Source organism: Actinacidiphila yanglinensis (assembly GCF_900107965.1).
GTDB lineage: Bacteria > Actinomycetota > Actinomycetes > Streptomycetales > Streptomycetaceae > Actinacidiphila > Actinacidiphila yanglinensis.
In genome coordinates, this window is the sequence record NZ_FNVU01000037.1 from 1 (window position 1) to 16,485 (window position 16,485).

General features: G+C 71.8%; 12 protein-coding genes. 3 read left to right on the forward strand and 9 right to left on the reverse strand.

What is annotated here, in order from left to right:
- Window positions 1–470: 470 nt before the first annotated feature.
- The 3 genes from C4U44_RS40725 to thyX form a co-directional block, all read right to left on the reverse strand.
- Window positions 471–2,156: a ribonuclease J gene (locus C4U44_RS40725; RefSeq protein ID WP_103891183.1), complete on the reverse strand. Its 1,686-nt coding sequence runs from the start codon at window positions 2,154–2,156 to the stop codon at window positions 471–473.
- Window positions 2,157–2,366: 210 nt separating this feature from the next.
- On the reverse strand, window positions 2,367–3,266 hold the full coding sequence (gene dapA, locus C4U44_RS40730; protein ID WP_103891184.1) for a 4-hydroxy-tetrahydrodipicolinate synthase: 900 nt from the start codon (window positions 3,264–3,266) through the stop codon (window positions 2,367–2,369).
- Window positions 3,267–3,448: 182 nt separating this feature from the next.
- Window positions 3,449–4,198 carry an FAD-dependent thymidylate synthase gene (gene thyX / locus C4U44_RS40735; protein WP_103891185.1) on the reverse strand — a complete coding sequence of 250 codons (750 nt, stop codon included), beginning with the start codon at window positions 4,196–4,198 and terminating at the stop codon, window positions 3,449–3,451.
- 168 nt (window positions 4,199–4,366) lie between these two features.
- Between thyX and C4U44_RS40740 the strand changes: the two genes are divergently transcribed.
- The gene (locus tag C4U44_RS40740; protein ID WP_103891186.1) at window positions 4,367–4,909 is read left to right on the forward strand and encodes a hypothetical protein; all 543 of its coding nucleotides are present in this window, start codon (window positions 4,367–4,369) and stop codon (window positions 4,907–4,909) included.
- A gap of 60 nt (window positions 4,910–4,969) precedes the next feature.
- On the opposite strand, the gene C4U44_RS40745 is transcribed toward C4U44_RS40740, so the two are convergent.
- From C4U44_RS40745 to C4U44_RS40770, 6 genes are all read right to left on the reverse strand, one after another.
- The gene (locus tag C4U44_RS40745; protein ID WP_235032722.1) at window positions 4,970–5,479 is read right to left on the reverse strand and encodes a tetratricopeptide repeat protein; all 510 of its coding nucleotides are present in this window, start codon (window positions 5,477–5,479) and stop codon (window positions 4,970–4,972) included.
- A 5-nt stretch (window positions 5,480–5,484) separates the two neighbouring features.
- Entirely contained in the window at window positions 5,485–6,279 is a 795-nt protein-coding gene (dapB, locus tag C4U44_RS40750; protein ID WP_103891187.1) for a 4-hydroxy-tetrahydrodipicolinate reductase, read from the reverse strand.
- Window positions 6,280–6,353: 74 nt separating this feature from the next.
- Window positions 6,354–7,730 carry a M16 family metallopeptidase gene (locus C4U44_RS40755; protein ID WP_103891188.1) on the reverse strand — a complete coding sequence of 459 codons (1,377 nt, stop codon included), beginning with the start codon at window positions 7,728–7,730 and terminating at the stop codon, window positions 6,354–6,356.
- Window positions 7,727–9,940 (reverse strand): polyribonucleotide nucleotidyltransferase, encoded by a 2,214-nt coding sequence (locus tag C4U44_RS40760; protein WP_103891189.1) that lies wholly within the window; start codon window positions 9,938–9,940, stop codon window positions 7,727–7,729. The genes C4U44_RS40755 and C4U44_RS40760 overlap by 4 nt, the downstream gene beginning before the upstream one ends.
- 345 nt (window positions 9,941–10,285) lie before the next feature.
- A complete protein-coding gene (gene rpsO / locus C4U44_RS40765) occupies window positions 10,286–10,573 on the reverse strand; it encodes a 30S ribosomal protein S15 (RefSeq protein WP_033173003.1) in 288 nt (95 codons plus the stop codon).
- A 153-nt stretch (window positions 10,574–10,726) separates the two neighbouring features.
- Entirely contained in the window at window positions 10,727–11,395 is a 669-nt protein-coding gene (locus C4U44_RS40770) for a chloramphenicol phosphotransferase CPT family protein (RefSeq protein WP_146088468.1), read from the reverse strand.
- 420 nt (window positions 11,396–11,815) lie between these two features.
- Between C4U44_RS40770 and C4U44_RS40775 the strand changes: the two genes are divergently transcribed.
- Together C4U44_RS40775 and C4U44_RS40780 are read left to right on the forward strand one after the other, a co-directional pair.
- Window positions 11,816–15,685 carry an SCO5717 family growth-regulating ATPase gene (locus C4U44_RS40775; RefSeq protein WP_235032723.1) on the forward strand — a complete coding sequence of 1,290 codons (3,870 nt, stop codon included), beginning with the start codon at window positions 11,816–11,818 and terminating at the stop codon, window positions 15,683–15,685.
- Window positions 15,686–15,995: 310 nt separating this feature from the next.
- On the forward strand, window positions 15,996–16,485 hold a 490-nt coding region (locus C4U44_RS40780), incomplete at its 3' end, for an ATP-binding cassette domain-containing protein (RefSeq protein WP_146088469.1).

Consider the following 16,485-nt stretch of genomic DNA (forward strand, 5'->3'; position numbering starts at 1 on the left):
AGCACGCCGCCAGCGTTCGTCCTGAGCCAGGATCAAACTCTCCGTGAATGCTTTCTCGAAAGAAAACACACGCAAGAGCGGCACCACGAGGAGGAATAATCCCCGGGTGCACAGCGTCCTCGCTGTGTCGCCTCCCCCACCCCAACGGGCAGGAAAGGACTTTTTCAAAGGAACCACATCCCGATCGGAAAACCGAACCGGACGGGGTATCAACATATCTGGCGTTGACTTTTGGCACGCTGTTGAGTTCTCAAGAAACGGAAGCTGCCATCGGCTGCCCTTCCGGGCCCCTCCGGGCTTTCCCTTCGTTGTGTTCCAACCTTAGCAGATGCTTTCCGGTCGGAATTACCAACCCCTTTTCGAAACACACGTTTCCGCAGGTCTCGTCGAGGCGGTTGTGCCAACGTACGGCAACGGGCGGCCGGATGCAAATCCGGCCGCCCGTTGCCCGCAGCGTTGTTGACGGTGGGTCAGACCTCCACGACCACCGGGAGGATCATCGGACGCCGACGGTAGGTGTCGGAGACCCACTTGCCGACCGTGCGGCGGATGAGCTGCTGGATCTGGCGGGTCTCCAGCACACCGTCCGAGGCCGAACGGGACAGCCCCTCCTCGATCTTGGGGATCACCGCGGCGAAGGCGTCGTCGTCGATACCGGAGCCCCTGGCATGGATGTTCGGGCCGCCGACGATCTTTCCGGTACTGCTGTCGACCACGACGAAGACGGAGACGATGCCCTCCTCGCCCAGGATGCGACGGTCCTTGAGGGACGACTCGGTGATGTCGCCGACCGACAGGCCGTCGACGTACACGTAGCCGGCCTGAACCTTGCCCGCGATCCTCGCCTTGCCGTTGACGAGGTCGACGGCAACGCCGTCCTCGGCGATGACGGTGCGGTCCTTGGGAATGCCGGTCAGCATGCCGAGGTCGGCGTTGGCCCGCAGATGACGCCATTCACCGTGGATCGGCATCAGGTTGCGCGGCTTGCAGATGTTGTAGAAGTACAGGAGTTCACCGGCCGAGGCGTGGCCGGAGACGTGCACCTTCGCGTTGCCCTTGTGGACGACGTTGGCGCCCCACCGGGTCAGCCCGTTGATGACGCGGTACACCGCGTTCTCGTTCCCGGGGATGAGCGACGACGCGAGGACCACGGTGTCACCCTCGACGATGCGGATCTGGTGGTCGCGGTTGGCCATCCGGGAGAGGGCTGCCATGGGCTCGCCCTGGGAGCCGGTGCAGACGAGGACGACCTGCTCGTCGGGGAGGTCGTCGAGCACCTTGACGTCGACGACGAGCCCGCTCGGCACCTTGAGGTACCCCAGGTCGCGGGCGATGCCCATGTTCCTGACCATGGAGCGGCCGACGAAGGCGACCTTGCGGCGGCGCTCGTGGGCGGCGTCGAGCACCTGCTGGATCCGGTGGACGTGGCTGGCGAAGCTGGCCACGATGATCCGCTTCTCCGCCTTGGCGAAGGTCTGCCGCAGTACCTGCGAGATGTCCCGCTCGGGCGGCACGAAGCCGGGGACCTCGGCGTTGGTGGAGTCGGCGAGGAGCAGGTCGATGCCCTCCTCGCCCAGCCGGGCGAAGGTCGGCAGGTCGGTGAGGCGCCCGTCCAGCGGCAGCTGGTCCATCTTGAAGTCGCCGGTGACCACGACGTTCCCCGCCGGGGTGCGGATGGCGACGGCGAGCGCGTCGGGGATGGAGTGGTTGACCGCGACGAACTCGCAGTCGAAGGGACCGATCCGCTCCCGGTCGCCTTCCTTGACCTCGAGTGCGTAGGGGCGGATCCGGTGCTCCTGGAGCTTGGCCTCGACCAGGGCGAGGGTGAGCTTGGAGCCGATCAGCGGGATGTCCTCCTTCTCGCGCAGGAGGAACGGGACGGCGCCGATGTGGTCTTCGTGCCCGTGGGTGAGGACGACCCCGACGACGTCGTCCAGTCGGTCACGGATGGAACTGAAGTCCGGCAGGATCAGGTCGACACCAGGCTGCTCCTCCTCGGGGAAGAGGACGCCGCAGTCGACGATCAGCAGCCGGCCGGCGTATTCGAAGACGGTCATGTTGCGGCCGATCTCGCCCAGGCCGCCGAGCGGCGTGATGCGCAGACCGCCCTCGGCGAGAGCCGGCGGGGGACCGAGTTCAGGGTGCGGATGACTCAAAGGGTTTCTCCTTACCGCGCACGCCAGAGGGTCCCTCGTGGGGGCCGTGGTCGGCGCGACACTGTTCAGGTTCGATAGGTGTGTCGGGTGCGGAATTCTTTTCCGACGTATGCGTGGTGCACTCGCGCTCCCCCCGCCTGCGGCGGAGTTCGCGGAATACTGCTGTATTCAGTTGTGAAGTCTGGTGGACTCTCGCGAGTTCCATGGTGCTCAGAGGTGTACCCCGCCGGCGGCGAGATCGTTCCTGAGCTGCTCGGTCTCGCGCTCGCCGAGGGCGACGAGGGGAAGCCGGAGCGGGCCTGCGGGCAGTCCGCGCAGCGCGAGGGCGGTCTTGGTGGTGATGACGCCCTGGGCGCGGAACATGCCGGTGAAGACGGGCAGCAGGCGCTGGTGGATCTCGGTGGCCTTGGTGACGTCGCTGCTGGTGTACGCGTCGAGCATGGCCCGCAGCTCGGGGGTGACGAGGTGGCCGACGACCGAGACGAAGCCGACCGCGCCGATGGACAGCAGCGGCAGGTTGAGCATGTCGTCGCCCGAGTACCAGGCGAGGTCGCTGCGGGCGATCACCCAGCTCGACGCGCCGAGGTCGCCCTTGGCGTCCTTGTTCGCGACGATCCTGGGGTGGTCGCCGAGCCGGACCAGCGTCTCGGTGTCGATCGCGACGCCACTGCGGCCTGGGATGTCGTAGAGCATGACCGGCAGGCCGGTGGCGTCGGCGATGGCGGTGAAGTGCCGGTACAGCCCCTCCTGCGGCGGCTTGCTGTAGTACGGCGTGACCGTGAGCAGGCCGTGGGCGCCGGAGCGCTCGGCCTGGCGGGCGAGGGTGACGCTGTGCCCCGTGTCGTTGGTCCCGACTCCGGCGATCACGTGGGCCCGGTCGCCGACGGCTTCGAGCACCGCGCGGACCAGCCGGTCCTTCTCGTCGTCGCTGGTGGTGGGCGACTCTCCCGTGGTGCCGTTGACGACGAGGCCGTCGTTGCCCTGGTCCACGAGGTGGGCGGCGAGCCGTTGCGCGCCGTCGACGTCGAGCGCGCCTTCGGCGGTGAACGGCGTGACCATCGCGGTCAGCACCCGCCCGAAGGGGGCGGCGGGGGTGGATGTCGGAGCCATGCGTCCCACGTTACTGGGTGTGTGTGCGGCTGCGCAGCGGCGGGACCTGCGGCTGTGGACGGCGGGCCCCCGGAAGAGGACTCCAGCGCTGCCTGCTCGGGGGTTCAGGCAGCACCGGAGTCCGTTTTCGCAGCCTAGAGGAACTTCGCGAATGCCTGCAATCCGAACACTTCGGACATTTTCTACGGAGCCACTCGGCCATTCGCGTTGAAAGCCGCGTGTGTCAGGGGCATCAGCTTCGCCCAGTGGGCCTCCATCTGCTCCCCGACCATCTCGATCTCCCGCTGCGGGAAGGACGGGATCCGGGCGAGTTCGTGCTGGGTGCGCAACCCGAGGAAGTGCATCAGCGACCGCGCGTTGCAGGTCGCGTACATCGAGGAGAACAGCCCCACCGGCAGCGTCGCCCTCGCCACCTCCCGGGCCACCCCGGCCGCGAGCATCTCCTGGTAAGCCGCATACGACCGCTCGTACGACTCCGCCATCACGGCGAGCGCCGCCTGCCGCTGCTCGTCGGTCCCCTGCACGAACTCGTACTTCCCCGGGCGCCCCTGCTGCACCAGCTTGCGCTCCGCGCCCGGCAGGTAGAACACCGGCTGCAGCTCGCGGTACCTCCCGGACTCCTCGTTGTATGACCATCCAGCTCTGTGGCGCATAAATTCGCGGAAGACGAAGATCGGGGCGCTGATGAAGAAGGTCATCGAGTTGTGCTCGAAAGGACTGCCGTGGCGGTCCCGGATGAGGAAGTTGATCAGGCCCTTGGAGCGGTCGGGGTCCTTGGTCAGCTCTTCGAGGGACTGCTCACCCGCCGTGGAGACGCGGGCCGCCCACAGGACGTCGGAGTCGGACGCGCTGTGCTTGACGAGGTCGACCGTGACGTCCTCGCGGAAACGGACGGGGGCGGCGGCCTCGGTGGAGGGCGGGTCGGTGGACACCGGCGGGTCCTTCCTGTTGTCTGTTGTGCGCCGCTCAGCTTATGGGGTGGGTCCGACAGGCAGCCGCAGGCACTGGTGCGGACCCGGCGCTTGGCCGGGGTGGCCGGGCCGGATAACCTCACCGGTCATAGCCCCCGCACCTGACAGAAGCCGAAGAGGATCCTCCGCGTGTCCTTGCCCTTCCGTTCCGCAGCCACCGTCGACGACGAGTACGCGAGCGGCCGTCCGCTGCCCCACGACGTGCAGGACCGCTGGATGCGGCCGTACCGCCCCGGGCCGTGGCGGGTCGGAGTCGCCGCGCTGGCACTGATGCTCTCGGCCTACCTGCTGTTCGCCGCGCTGATCATGGCCGCCGCCAAGAGCGTGCAGGGTGCCGGGGTGCTGGTGGTGTGCGCGGTGGTGGTGATCGCGGCCACGCTGCGACTGCTGCGGATGGGCGTGTGGCTCAGCGGGAAGGGCCTGCGGCAAGTGGGGTACTTCGGCACGGTGACGGTGTCCTGGCAGCAGGTAACCTCGGTGCGGACCGCCCAGCAGCCCGTGCGGGTGCTGGGGCTGCCGCGCAGCGTGCAGGGTCAGGCGCTGTTGATCTCGCGGCGCGGGTCGACGCTGCGGCCCCTGATGACCGACCACAACGCGGACTTCCTCGGGCGGGCCGAGGCGTTCGACATCGCCGCGGACGCGATCGAGGGCTGGTCCCTCGAACTGCGCTGAGGCCCCCGCAGGACTGCCTGGTGGGTGGCCGGGCGCGGGTTCCCTGGCCAGCAGGACCGGTCAGCCGGCGTCGCTCGTCACGGTCCCCTTCTCCCCGTCGGTGCGGGGCTTCTCACCGTCGGTGGTGCGGGGCGGGGCGTCGTGGAGGCGGATCGCGCGCTGCATGGCCTTGCGGGCGCGGGGGGTGTCGCGGGCGTCGAAGTAGGCGACGGCGAGGCGGAACCAGTTCCGCCAGTCGTCGGGGGCGGCCTCGGTCTCGGCTTGGCGCTTGGCGAAGACCACGTCGGCGGACGCGCGGTCGATGCGGCCGCTGGGGGTGCGGGCCAGTTCGTCGACGGGGAGGCCGCCCTCGGCCTCGAGTTCGCGGCCGAGGCGTCCGGCGTGGCGGGCGAACTGCGTGGTGTGCCACAGAAACCACGCGCCGATCAGGGGCAGGACCAGGACCGCGATGCCGAAGGCGACGGTGACCGGCCGGCCGTCGGCGATCAGCAGCACCCCGCGGTCGCCGACCAGCACGAAGTAGAAGACGAGGACGACCGCGGAGACGGTGTAGCTGAGCTTGGCGCGCATGGGGTTCAGGCTCCTCGGGGCCCGGTGGGCGAGCCGTCCGCCGCGGCGGGCCCGTCGGTCAGGAAGTGCTCCAGGCCGTACGTGAGGCCGGGCGCTGACGGCACGGTGCGGACCGCGAGCAGGATGCCCGGCATGAAGCTGCTGTGGTGCAGCGAGTCGTGCCGGATGGTGAGGGTCTCGCCGGTGCCGCCGAAGAGGACCTCCTGGTGGGCGAGGAGGCCGCGCAGCCGTACGGAGTGCACGGGGACGCCGTCGACGTCGGCGCCGCGGGCGCCGTCGAGCCCGTGGGTGGTCGGGTCGTGCTGCGCGGGGCGGCCGGCTTCGGTGCGGGCGGCGGCGATGAGCTGGGCGGTACGGGTGGCGGTGCCGCTGGGCGCGTCGGCCTTGTTGTCGTGGTGCAGCTCGATGACCTCGACGGACTCGAACCAGCGGGCGGCCTGCTGGGCGAACTGCATGGTGAGCACGGCGCCGATGGAGAAGTTGGGGGCGACGAGCGCGCCGGTGCCGGGTGCGGCTTCCAGCCATCCGCGCAGGGTGGCCAGCCGCTCGGTGGTCCAGCCGGTGGTGCCGACCACCGCGTGGATGCCGTGGCCGACGCAGAATTCCAGGTTGCCCAGGACGGCGTCGGGGTGGGTGAGGTCGACGGCGACCTGGGTGCCCGCCTCGGTCAGGGTCTCGAGCGGGTCGTCGCGGTCGATCGCGGCGACGAGGTCGAGGTCGTCGGCGGCCTCGACGGAGCGGGCCGCCTCGGAGCCGATCCGGCCCTTCGCGCCGATGACGGCCACTCGCAGCTTGCTCATCGTGGGGAAGTCCTCCGGGTGTAAGGGTCACGCCGCAGGGGGTGCGGGTGTGACGCGCGTACGTCGGCGCGTGACTACGCGATCGCTTCGTGCAGGCGGGCGGCCTGCTTGTCCTTCACCGGCCCTATGACGGCCAGCGAGGGGCGCTGTCCCAGTACATCGCGGGCCACCTCGCGCACCTCGGCCGGGGTCACCGCGGCGATCCGGGCCAGCAGGTCGTCGACGGAGAGCTGCTCGCCCCAGCACAGCTCGCTCTTGCCGATCCGGTTCATCAGGGCGCCGGTGTCCTCCAGGCCCAGCACGGTCGATCCGGAGAGCTGGCCGATCGCGCGGCGCAGTTCCTCGTCGCTCAGGCCGTGCTCGGCGACGTGGTGCAGCTCGTCGCGGCAGATCTTGAGGACGTCGGGCAGCCGGCGCGGCTGGCAGCCCGCGTAGACGCCGAACATGCCGCAGTCGGCGTAGGAGGAGGTGTAGGAGTACACGGAGTAGGCCAGGCCGCGCTTCTCGCGGACCTCCTGGAAGAGCCGTGAGCTCATCCCGCCGCCGAGTGCGGTGTTCAGCACGCCGAGGGCCCAGCGGCGCTCGTCGGTGCGGGACAGGGCCGGCATGCCGAGAACGACGTGGGCCTGCTCGGTGCGGCGGTCGAGGATCTCGACGTGCCCGGCGCTGCGGATCGTGCGGCTGCCACCGCGGGGCGGCTGGGGCACGGCGTCGGGGTCGCGGAGGGCGCCGGCCCGCTCGAAGGCGCGGCGGACCTGGCGGACGACGGTGGCGTGGTCGATGTTGCCCGCGGCGGCGACGACGAGCCGGGTGGGGTCGTAGTGCTTGCGGTAGAAGCGGGCGACCTGGTCGCGGGTGAGGCCGTTGACGGTCTCGACGGTGCCGAGGACGGGGCGGCCGAGCGGGGAGTCGCCGAGCAGGGCGGTGGTGAACAGGTCGTGCACCTGGTCGCCGGGGTCGTCCTCGGTCATGGCGATCTCCTCCAGGACGACGCCGCGCTCGGCGTCGATGTCCTCCTGGCGGATCAGGGAGCCGGTGAGCATGTCGCTGACCACGTCGATGGCGAGCGGCAGGTCGGTGTCGAGCACCCTGGCGTAGTAGCAGGTGTACTCCTTGGCGGTGAAGGCGTTCATCTCGCCGCCGACGGCGTCGATCGCCGCGGAGATGTCGAGGGCGCTGCGCCGCTCGGTGCCCTTGAACAGCAGGTGTTCGAGGTAGTGGGTGGCTCCGTTGAGCACCGGGGTCTCGTCGCGGGAGCCGACGCCGGCCCAGATGCCGAAGGTCGCCGAGCGCACGGTGGGCAGGGTCTCGGTGACGACGCGCAGGCCGCCGGGGAGCACGGAGCGGCGCACGGTGCCGGTGCCGTCGGTGCCGGGCAGCAGCGTCCGTGTGCGGACGGCCCGCCCCTTGGTGGAGGGGCGGGCCGTCACTGCGGTGGAGCGGGTCGTCACTGGGCCGACTCGTCCTTCTTCTCGTCCTCTTCGCCCTCGACGACCGGGATCAGGGAGAGCTTGCCGCGCTGGTCGATCTCGGCGATCTCGACCTGGACCTTGGCGCCGACGCCGAGGACGTCCTCGACGTTCTCCACGCGCTTGCCGCCGGCGAGCTTGCGGATCTGCGAGATGTGCAGCAGGCCGTCCTTGCCGGGCATCAGGGAGACGAAGGCACCGAAGGTGGTGGTCTTCACGACGGTGCCGAGGTAGCGCTCGCCGACCTCGGGCATGGTCGGGTTGGCGATCTGGTTGATCACCGCGCGGGCCGCCTCGGCCTGGGAGCCCTCGGTGGCGCCGATCAGGACGGTGCCGTCGTCCTCGATGGAGATGTCGGCGCCGGTGTCCTCCTGGATCTGGTTGATCATCTTGCCCTTGGGGCCGATGACCTCGCCGATCTTGTCCACCGGGATCTTGATGCTGATGATCCGCGGCGCGTTGGGGGACATCTCGTCGGGGACGTCGATGGCCTCGTTCATCACGTCGAGGATGTGCAGGCGCGCGTCGCGGGCCTGCTTGAGGGCCGCGGCGAGCACCGACGCCGGGATGCCGTCGAGCTTGGTGTCGAGCTGGAGGGCGGTGACGAACTTCTTGGTGCCGGCCACCTTGAAGTCCATGTCGCCGAACGCGTCCTCGGCACCGAGGATGTCGGTCAGCGCGACGTAGTGCGTCTCGCCCTCGATCTCCTGGGAGATGAGGCCCATGGCGATACCGGCGACGGGGGCCTTGAGCGGCACACCGGCGTTCAGCAGCGACATGGTGGAGGCGCAGACGGAACCCATGGAGGTGGAGCCGTTGGAGCCCAGGGCCTCGGAGACCTGCCGGATCGCGTAGGGGAACTCCTCGCGGGTGGGCAGGACCGGGATCAGCGCGCGCTCGGCGAGCGCGCCGTGGCCGATCTCGCGGCGCTTGGGGGAGCCGACGCGGCCGGTCTCGCCGACGGAGTACGGCGGGAAGTTGTAGTTGTGCATGTAGCGCTTGCGCGTCTCGGGCGCGAGCGTGTCGAGCTGCTGCTCCATGCGCAGCATGTTGAGGGTGGTGACGCCCAGGATCTGGGTCTCACCGCGCTCGAACAGCGCCGAGCCGTGCACCCGCGGGATGGCCTCGACCTCGGCGGCCAGGGTGCGGATGTCGGTGACGCCGCGGCCGTCGATGCGGACCTTGTCGCGGATGACGCGCTGGCGGACCAGCTTCTTGGTCAGCGCGCGGTAGGCCGCGGAGATCTCCTTCTCGCGACCCTCGAACTGCGGCAGCAGCTTCTCGGCGGCCAGGCCCTTGACGCGGTCCAGCTCGGCCTCGCGGGCCTGCTTGCCGGCGATGGTCAGCGCCTGCGCGAGCTCGCCGGTGACGGCGGACTCCAGCGCCTCGAACACGTCGTCCTGGTAGTCCAGGAAGATCGGGAACTCGCCGGTGGGCTTGGCGGCCTTGCCGGCCAGTTCGGACTGGGCCTTGCACAGCACCTTGATGAAGGGCTTGGCGGCCTCCAGGCCGGCGGCGACGACCTCCTCGGTCGGCGCCTCGACACCGCCCTCGACCAGCTTGATGGTGTGCTGGGTGGCCTCGGCCTCGACCATCATGATCGCGACGTCGCCGTCGTCGAGCACGCGGCCGGCGACGACCATGTCGAAGACGGCCTCTTCGAGCTCGGTGTGGGTCGGGAACGCCACCCACTGGTTCTTGATCAGCGCGACCCGGACACCGCCGATGGGGCCGGAGAACGGCAGGCCGGCCAGCTGCGTGGAGCAGGAGGCGGCGTTGATGGCGATCACGTCGTACAGGTGGTCCGGGTTGAGCGCCATGATCGTGCAGACGACCTGGATCTCGTTGCGCAGGCCCTTGACGAAGGACGGGCGCAGCGGGCGGTCGATCAGCCGGCAGGTGAGGATGGCGTCCTCGGACGGGCGGCCCTCGCGGCGGAAGAAGGAGCCGGGGATCCGGCCGGCCGCGTACATGCGCTCCTCGACGTCCACCGTGAGGGGGAAGAAGTCGAAGTGCTCCTTGGGCTGCTTCGAGGCGCTGGTCGCCGACAGCACCATGGTGTCGTCGTCCAGGTAGGCCACGGCGGAGCCGGCGGCCTGGCGGGCCAGGCGGCCCGTCTCGAAGCGGATGGTACGGGTGCCGAAGGTGCCGTTGTCGATCACGGCTTCGGCGTAGTGGGTCTCGTTCTCCACTATGAAGATTCTCCTCGTCCTTGCCCGCAGGGCGTGTCCCTGTCGGGCCTTCGGTGGAGGCGCGTCGTCCAGCCGGGGCCGGTCTTCGATCGAAGCCTCCGGTGGCTGCTGCCACCCGGGGGCCACTACCGAGGACCGGCGTATGCGGCGGATAGGAGGACGCTCCTCCTCATTCGTTGTCAACAGCCCCATTGCACCAGACACCGGCAGGGTCGCGCACGTCATGTGCACAGCCTGTGGACAGGTGCAGCGGAACCGTTGTACGGCTCCTCGGAACCGTTGTACGGAAAGCTGTACGGAAAAGGGAGCGGTCCCGTTCGACGGGGACCGCTCCCTCAAGGCTTCCTAGCGGACGCCCGCCGCACCGGCACGGATGCCGAGGCGCTCGCGAAGCTCGCGGAAGCGGGTGATGTCCTTCTTGGCCAGGTACTGCAGAAGGCGGCGGCGCTGGCCGACCAGGATCAGCAGACCACGACGGCTGTGGTGGTCGTGCTTGTGGGTCTTGAGGTGCTCGGTCAGGTCCGAGATCCGGCGCGACAGCAGCGCGACCTGGACCTCGGGGGAGCCGGTGTCGCCCTCCTTGGTGCCGAACTCGGCGATGATCTGCTTCTTCGTCTCGACGTCGAGCGACATACGGACTCCTCGTGGTGTCTTCGGCCTTCGAGCGCCCCCGGTCTGCATCGCGGGGGAATCTCACATGACTCGCAAGGCGCTGCCACGCGGTGCGCACACACGCATGGCCGTCACCCAGGGTACCAGGGCGCGCCGACCCGCCTTACCGGCCGGTCACCTCGGGCCGGCGGCGGGCTCGGCCGCGTGGACGGTCCGGCCGGGGAGGGGGCCGGGTGCGCACCCTGGGCCGGGTGCTTCGCAGGCCGCCCGCGCGGCCCGGGCGTCGCGGGCCGCACGCAGCCGCCGGAAGGCGACCGGCGGCCGGCCGCAGGCGATCCGTGACTCCACGTACTCCTTGACCAGCTCCGCGCACGCGCGCGGCGAGGCGGTGCCGGTGTCGCACTCGAAGTCGTACAGGCCGTGGGTGTGCACGCGGGTGTACTGGTACGCGGCCAGGCCCTGCGGCCGGTCGCTGCGCGCCCCCTCGCGGCGCTTCAGCTCGGGCAGCGGGCAGTGCACGCCGATCAGGAAGACCTCGACGCCGGCCAGGACGGTCAGGCAGTCGTCCAGCCGCCAGGGCTCGCTGAGCACGTGGTCGACGACGAGGTCGTTGCCCGCGGCCGCCATGCCGGCCACCGCGCGGTGGAATCCCATCCGGGTACGGGTGAGCACTCCGTCGATCGCGTCGGGGGCGATCTCCCGGCCGGCCCGCATGGCGTTGATGCCGTCGACCGGGACGTGGAACCAGGGGTCGCCGTCGAGGATCGCCAGCAGTTCGCGGGCGAGGCAGGATTTGCCCGAACTGGATGTGCCGTTGAGAAAGATGATCCTCCCGGGACGCATGGGAACGATCGTATAGCTGCGGGTCGGCCCGGCCACGGTCGAGGGGCGGCGGGTGGTGGGAGCGCGACCGCGCGGGACGGGACGCACCGCCCAACACCGCTGGCCCGCAGACGAGTTGGGGAATGCGGGCGGCGGGCCCGGTGGCGGCGCGGGCGGATCGGGGCGGGACCGGGGCGAACCGGGCACGGGTGGGGCGCCGATCGGGGGCGTCCGCAGGGGTCGTCGCCGCCCCGAGGTGTCCGGGGCGATTCGGGCGGGAAGGAGCGGAAAAGGGGTACCGGACGGCCTGACGGCGGGCATCGACCGGCTATTAGGCTGTCCGTCAAGAGTGGCGCGGCCGCGGGGCGCAGAGGCGACCGGCGGCGCAACGGGGTGGGGAGACGGTGACGCGTGACTCCCCGACGCAGACCTGGAGGCATTGTGAGCAGCGATCGGGACGACAACCGCGTGGGCGGGGCCGCCCCTGTCGACGACTCCGGGGGCGGAGTCTCGGACATCACCGGTGAGTACCGCTACGACTTCACCCCTCCGGCCTGGTACATGCAGAGCAGCAGCGACAGCGGCGCCGACGCCGAGGAGTCCTCGGACGCCGACGCCGAGGGCGCCGCGGGCTCCGGCAGCGACGGGAGCGCCACCGGCACCGACCGCGCCCCGGGTGCCGAACAGCGCGACGCGGCAAGCGAGTCGGCCGGGTCCGACGGGGCGGCCGAGCGCGAAGGGGCCGGCGCCGCGGCGCCGCGGGTACCGGTCTGGGAGCCGAACCCCGCACCCGGCTCCGGCGCGGGGTCGGGTGACGCGTCGTCGTGGTCGGCGGCCTCGCTGCCGCCGGTACCCGGAATCGGCGGCGCCCCGGTGTCGGCCGCGGGTTCCGGCACCGTCCTGCGGACGGGCAAGGGTGCCGACTCGGGTGACGCCGGGAGCAAGGGCAGTGGTACGGAGGCGGATTCCGGCCCGGCCGCGTGGTCGCCGTCCGATGTGCCGTCGGTCCCCCGCCCCAGCAGCAGCCCCTCGGACTCCGACTCCGACTCCTCCGCCGGCAACCCCGCCTGGGCCGCGGCCGGCGTCCCCTCCATCCCCCGCCCCAGCAGCAGCCCCTCGAACTCCGACTCCTCTTCCGGCAACCCCGCCTGGGCCGCGGCCGGCGTCCCCTCCATCCCCCGCCCCAGCAGGGAACCCGAGGCCACGAAGGAGCCGAAGGCCGAACCCGAGGACGCGAAGCCCTCGTGGTCCGCGTCGTCCGTGCCGTCGGTCCCGCCGCCCGCCGCCGAGGCCGCCGCGGAAGAACCTCAGGACGCCAAGCCGTCGTGGATGCGGTCCGACGACCCCGACGCGCCTTCCACCCCGCCGCGGGGCGTACCGCTGTCGAAGCCGGCCGCCGATGCCGAGGAGCCGTCGGATCGGCCCGAGCAGGAGCCCCGGCCGGCCCCGGCCCGGGACGCGACGGTCCGGTTCTCGGCCGCGGCGATGCTGCGGGAGGCCCAGGAGCGGGTGGCCGCGCAGGCAGCGGAACCCCAGGACGCCAAGCCGGAGGCCGCCGAGCCCGAGGACGCCGAACCCGAGTACGCCAGGCCGGCCGCCGAGCAGCGGTCCGCGTCCGAGGACGCGGCGCCGCTGAAGCGCACGCCAGTATGGACGCCGCTGCCCGTACCGCCCGCCACCGATCCCAAGCCGTGGACGCCCGACGCCCCGCGCGGCCCGGTGCCGCCGCTGCCCCCGCAGTTCCAGCGCGCCGACGAACCCGCCGCACCCGAGGCACCGGCGGCCCCGCCGCAGTCCCCCCAGCCCTTCACACCGCCGGTCGCGCCGCCGGCCACCGAGCGGCGGGACCCCGACTTCCCGCCGCCGGTCGGCCAGCCGGTCATCCCGGCGGGATACGGCTATCCCCCGGCCGGGCAGCCCGACGCGCAGCCGCAGGGCCCGGGCGGATACGCCTTCCCGCAGGTCCCGAGCGCGCCCGCGGCACCCCATGCGGCCCCGCCCGTTGAGCAGTTGCCCGGACCGACGGGTTACGCGCACCCCCAGGCGCCAGGCGTGGCCCCCGCACCGCAGACACCACAACCGCCCCAACCCGGCACCCCACAACCAGCATCACCCCAGCCCGGACCAGCCGGATACGCCTTCCCCCAACAAGGCGCCCCCACGCCCCAACCACCGCACCCCGCAGCCGAGTTGCCCGGCCCCACGGGTTACCCGTACCCCCAGGCGCCAGGCGTGGCCCCCGCACCGCAGACACCACAACCGCCCCAACCCGGCACCCCACAACCAGGATCACCCCAGCCCGGACCAGCCGGATACGGCTTCCCCCAACAAGGCGCCCCCACGCCCCAACCACCGCAGCCGTACGCACCCGCGCTGCCGGCCGCGGAGGTCCCGCAGCAGCACGCTCCCGTCCAGGCACCGGTGCCGACCGGGCTGCCCCAGCAGCAGGCCGCGCCGCCCGCCGGGGTGGCCCCACCGCCGGTTCAGCAGCAGCCGCAGCCGCCCCAGCACCAGCAGTACCCGCAGCCCGGGCAGCCCGGAACGCCTGGCCAGCCGCAGCTCCCGGCCGGGGCTCCGCTCGGCCAGCAGTTCGGGACCGACGGCGGCTACGGGTTCCCGGGGCAGCCCGGACAGCAGCAGGACGCGGGTTCGCTCCAGCCGCTCCCCCAGCACGGCGCGTACGGCTTCCCGCAGCAGGGTCAGCCCGGGCAGCCGGGCCAACCGGGCGCCCAGGAGGCCGCGCCCGCCGCTCCCCCGGCGCCCGCCGGACCCGTCGACCCGCGGGCCGGTGGCTGGCCGACCGTGACGCCCGACCAGCGCCAACGCACCGCGCAAGGGGGTGCGCCGCTCGGCTACACCGCGGCGGTCGAGCTGAGCTCGGACCGGCTGCTGCGCAACCAGCCGAAGCCGAAGAAGCCCGGCGCGAACGCGCAGCCGTCCCGGTTCAAGCTCGGCGGCAAGAAGGAGGAGGCCGAGCGGCAGCGGAAGTTGGACCTCATCCGCACCCCGGTGCTCTCCTGCTACCGGATAGCCGTCATCAGCCTCAAGGGCGGCGTCGGCAAGACGACGACCACCACCGCGCTGGGTTCCACCCTCGCCACCGAGCGGCAGGACAAGATCCTGGCGATCGACGCCAACCCCGACGCGGGCACGCTCGGCCGCCGCGTGCGCCGCGAGACCGGCGCGACCATCCGCGACCTGGTCCAGGCGATCCCCTACCTCAACAGCTACATGGACATTCGCCGCTTCACCTCGCAGGCACCGTCCGGCCTGGAGATCATCGCCAACGACGTGGACCCGGCGGTCTCGACGGCGTTCAACGACGAGGACTACCGGCGGGCCATCGACGTCCTGGGCCGCCAGTACCCGGTGATCCTCACCGACTCCGGCACCGGCCTGCTCTACAGCGCCATGCGCGGCGTACTCGACCTGGCCGACCAGCTCATCATCGTCTCCACACCGTCCGTCGACGGCGCGTCCAGCGCCAGCACCACCCTCGACTGGCTCTCCGCGCACGGCTACGCCGAACTGGTCGCGCGCAGCATCACCGTCATCTCCGGGGTCCGCGAGACCGGCAAGATGATCAAGGTGGACGACATCGTCGCGCACTTCCAGACCCGCTGCCGCGGCGTCCTGGTCGTACCGTTCGACGAGCACCTGGCAGCAGGCGCCGAGGTCGACCTCGACATGATGCGGCCCAAGACCCGCGAGGCGTACTTCAACCTCTCCGCCATGGTCGCCGAGGACTTCATCCGCGCCCAGCAGGCACAGGGGCTGTGGACGCAGGACGGCAGCAACCCGCCGCCGGTGCAGGCGCCGCCGATGCCGGGGCAGCCCGGCTACCCGGGCCCGGAACCCGGCCAGCCCGGCCAGCCCGGCCAGCCGCAGTACGCTCCCCCGGCACCGTACGGCGGCCAGCCGGGCGGGGGAGCACAGCCGTACCCGGCGCCGGGCCAGCCCGGACAGCCCGCGCAGCCGGGACAGCCGGGGCCCTACGGCCAGCCCGCGGACCCGTACGGGCAGCCGGGCCAACCGGGGCAGCCCGGTGCTTACGGTGCGCAGCCGATGCCGCCCGGGCAGATCCCGCCCGGTCAGTACGGCGCCGCCCCGCAGGGACCCCCGCAGCCGTACCCGCCGGCACAGCAGGGTCCTGCCCAGCCCGGCTTCCAGCCGGAGTCCTCGCAGCCGCAGGCACCGCAGCCGCAGCAGGGCTGGCCGCAGCCGGGTCAACCAGGGCAGCCGGGCCAGCCACCGCAGGACCCGCAGCAGGGGTACGGCTTCCCGCCGCCCCCGCCGCCCGCCCAGCACTGAGCGCCCGCGCCCGCGGCAAGAAGGACGCGGGGCGCGCGTCCCCGTACGCGAAGGGGCCGCCGCTGTGGACCATCCACGGCGGCGGCCCCTCTGCGTACGAGCTGCGGGCGGGACGGGTGCCGGGCGGGTGCGGCGCCCGACCCCGTACGACGCCGGTCGTACGCCCCGTCCGCCCGCAGGCGCACGCGGCCGCGCGAAGGTCCGCCCGTGGACCGTCGCCGGGCCGGCCGCGGAAAAGGACGATGGGAGCACCTCGCATCAGCGAGCGCCCAACCGCCGCGTGGCGGCCCGTCGTCCGAGGACCCTTGCGATGATCGAAGCCCATGCCCTGTCCAAGCGCTACGGCGAGCGTGTTGCGGTCTCCGACCTGAGTTTCACCGTGCGGCCGGGCGCGGTGACCGGGTTCCTGGGCCCCAACGGTGCCGGCAAGTCCACCACCATGCGGATGATCCTCGGACTGGACGCCCCCACCTCCGGACGGGTCACCGTCAACGGCCGCCGCTACGCCGACCACCCCGCCCCCCTGCACGAGGTCGGCGCCATGCTCGAAGCCCGCGCCATCCACACCGGCCGCAGCGCCCGCAACCACCTGCTCGCCCTCGCCGCCACCACCGGCATCCCCCGCCGCCGCGTCGACGAGGTCATCGACACCGTCGGCCTGCAGGACGCCGCCCGCACCCGCGTCGGCCGCTTCTCCCTCGGCATGGGCCAACGCCTCGGCATCGCCACCGCCCTGCTCGGCGACCCCGCCACCCTCGTCCTCGACGAACCCGTCAACGGCCTCGACCCCGAAGGCGTCC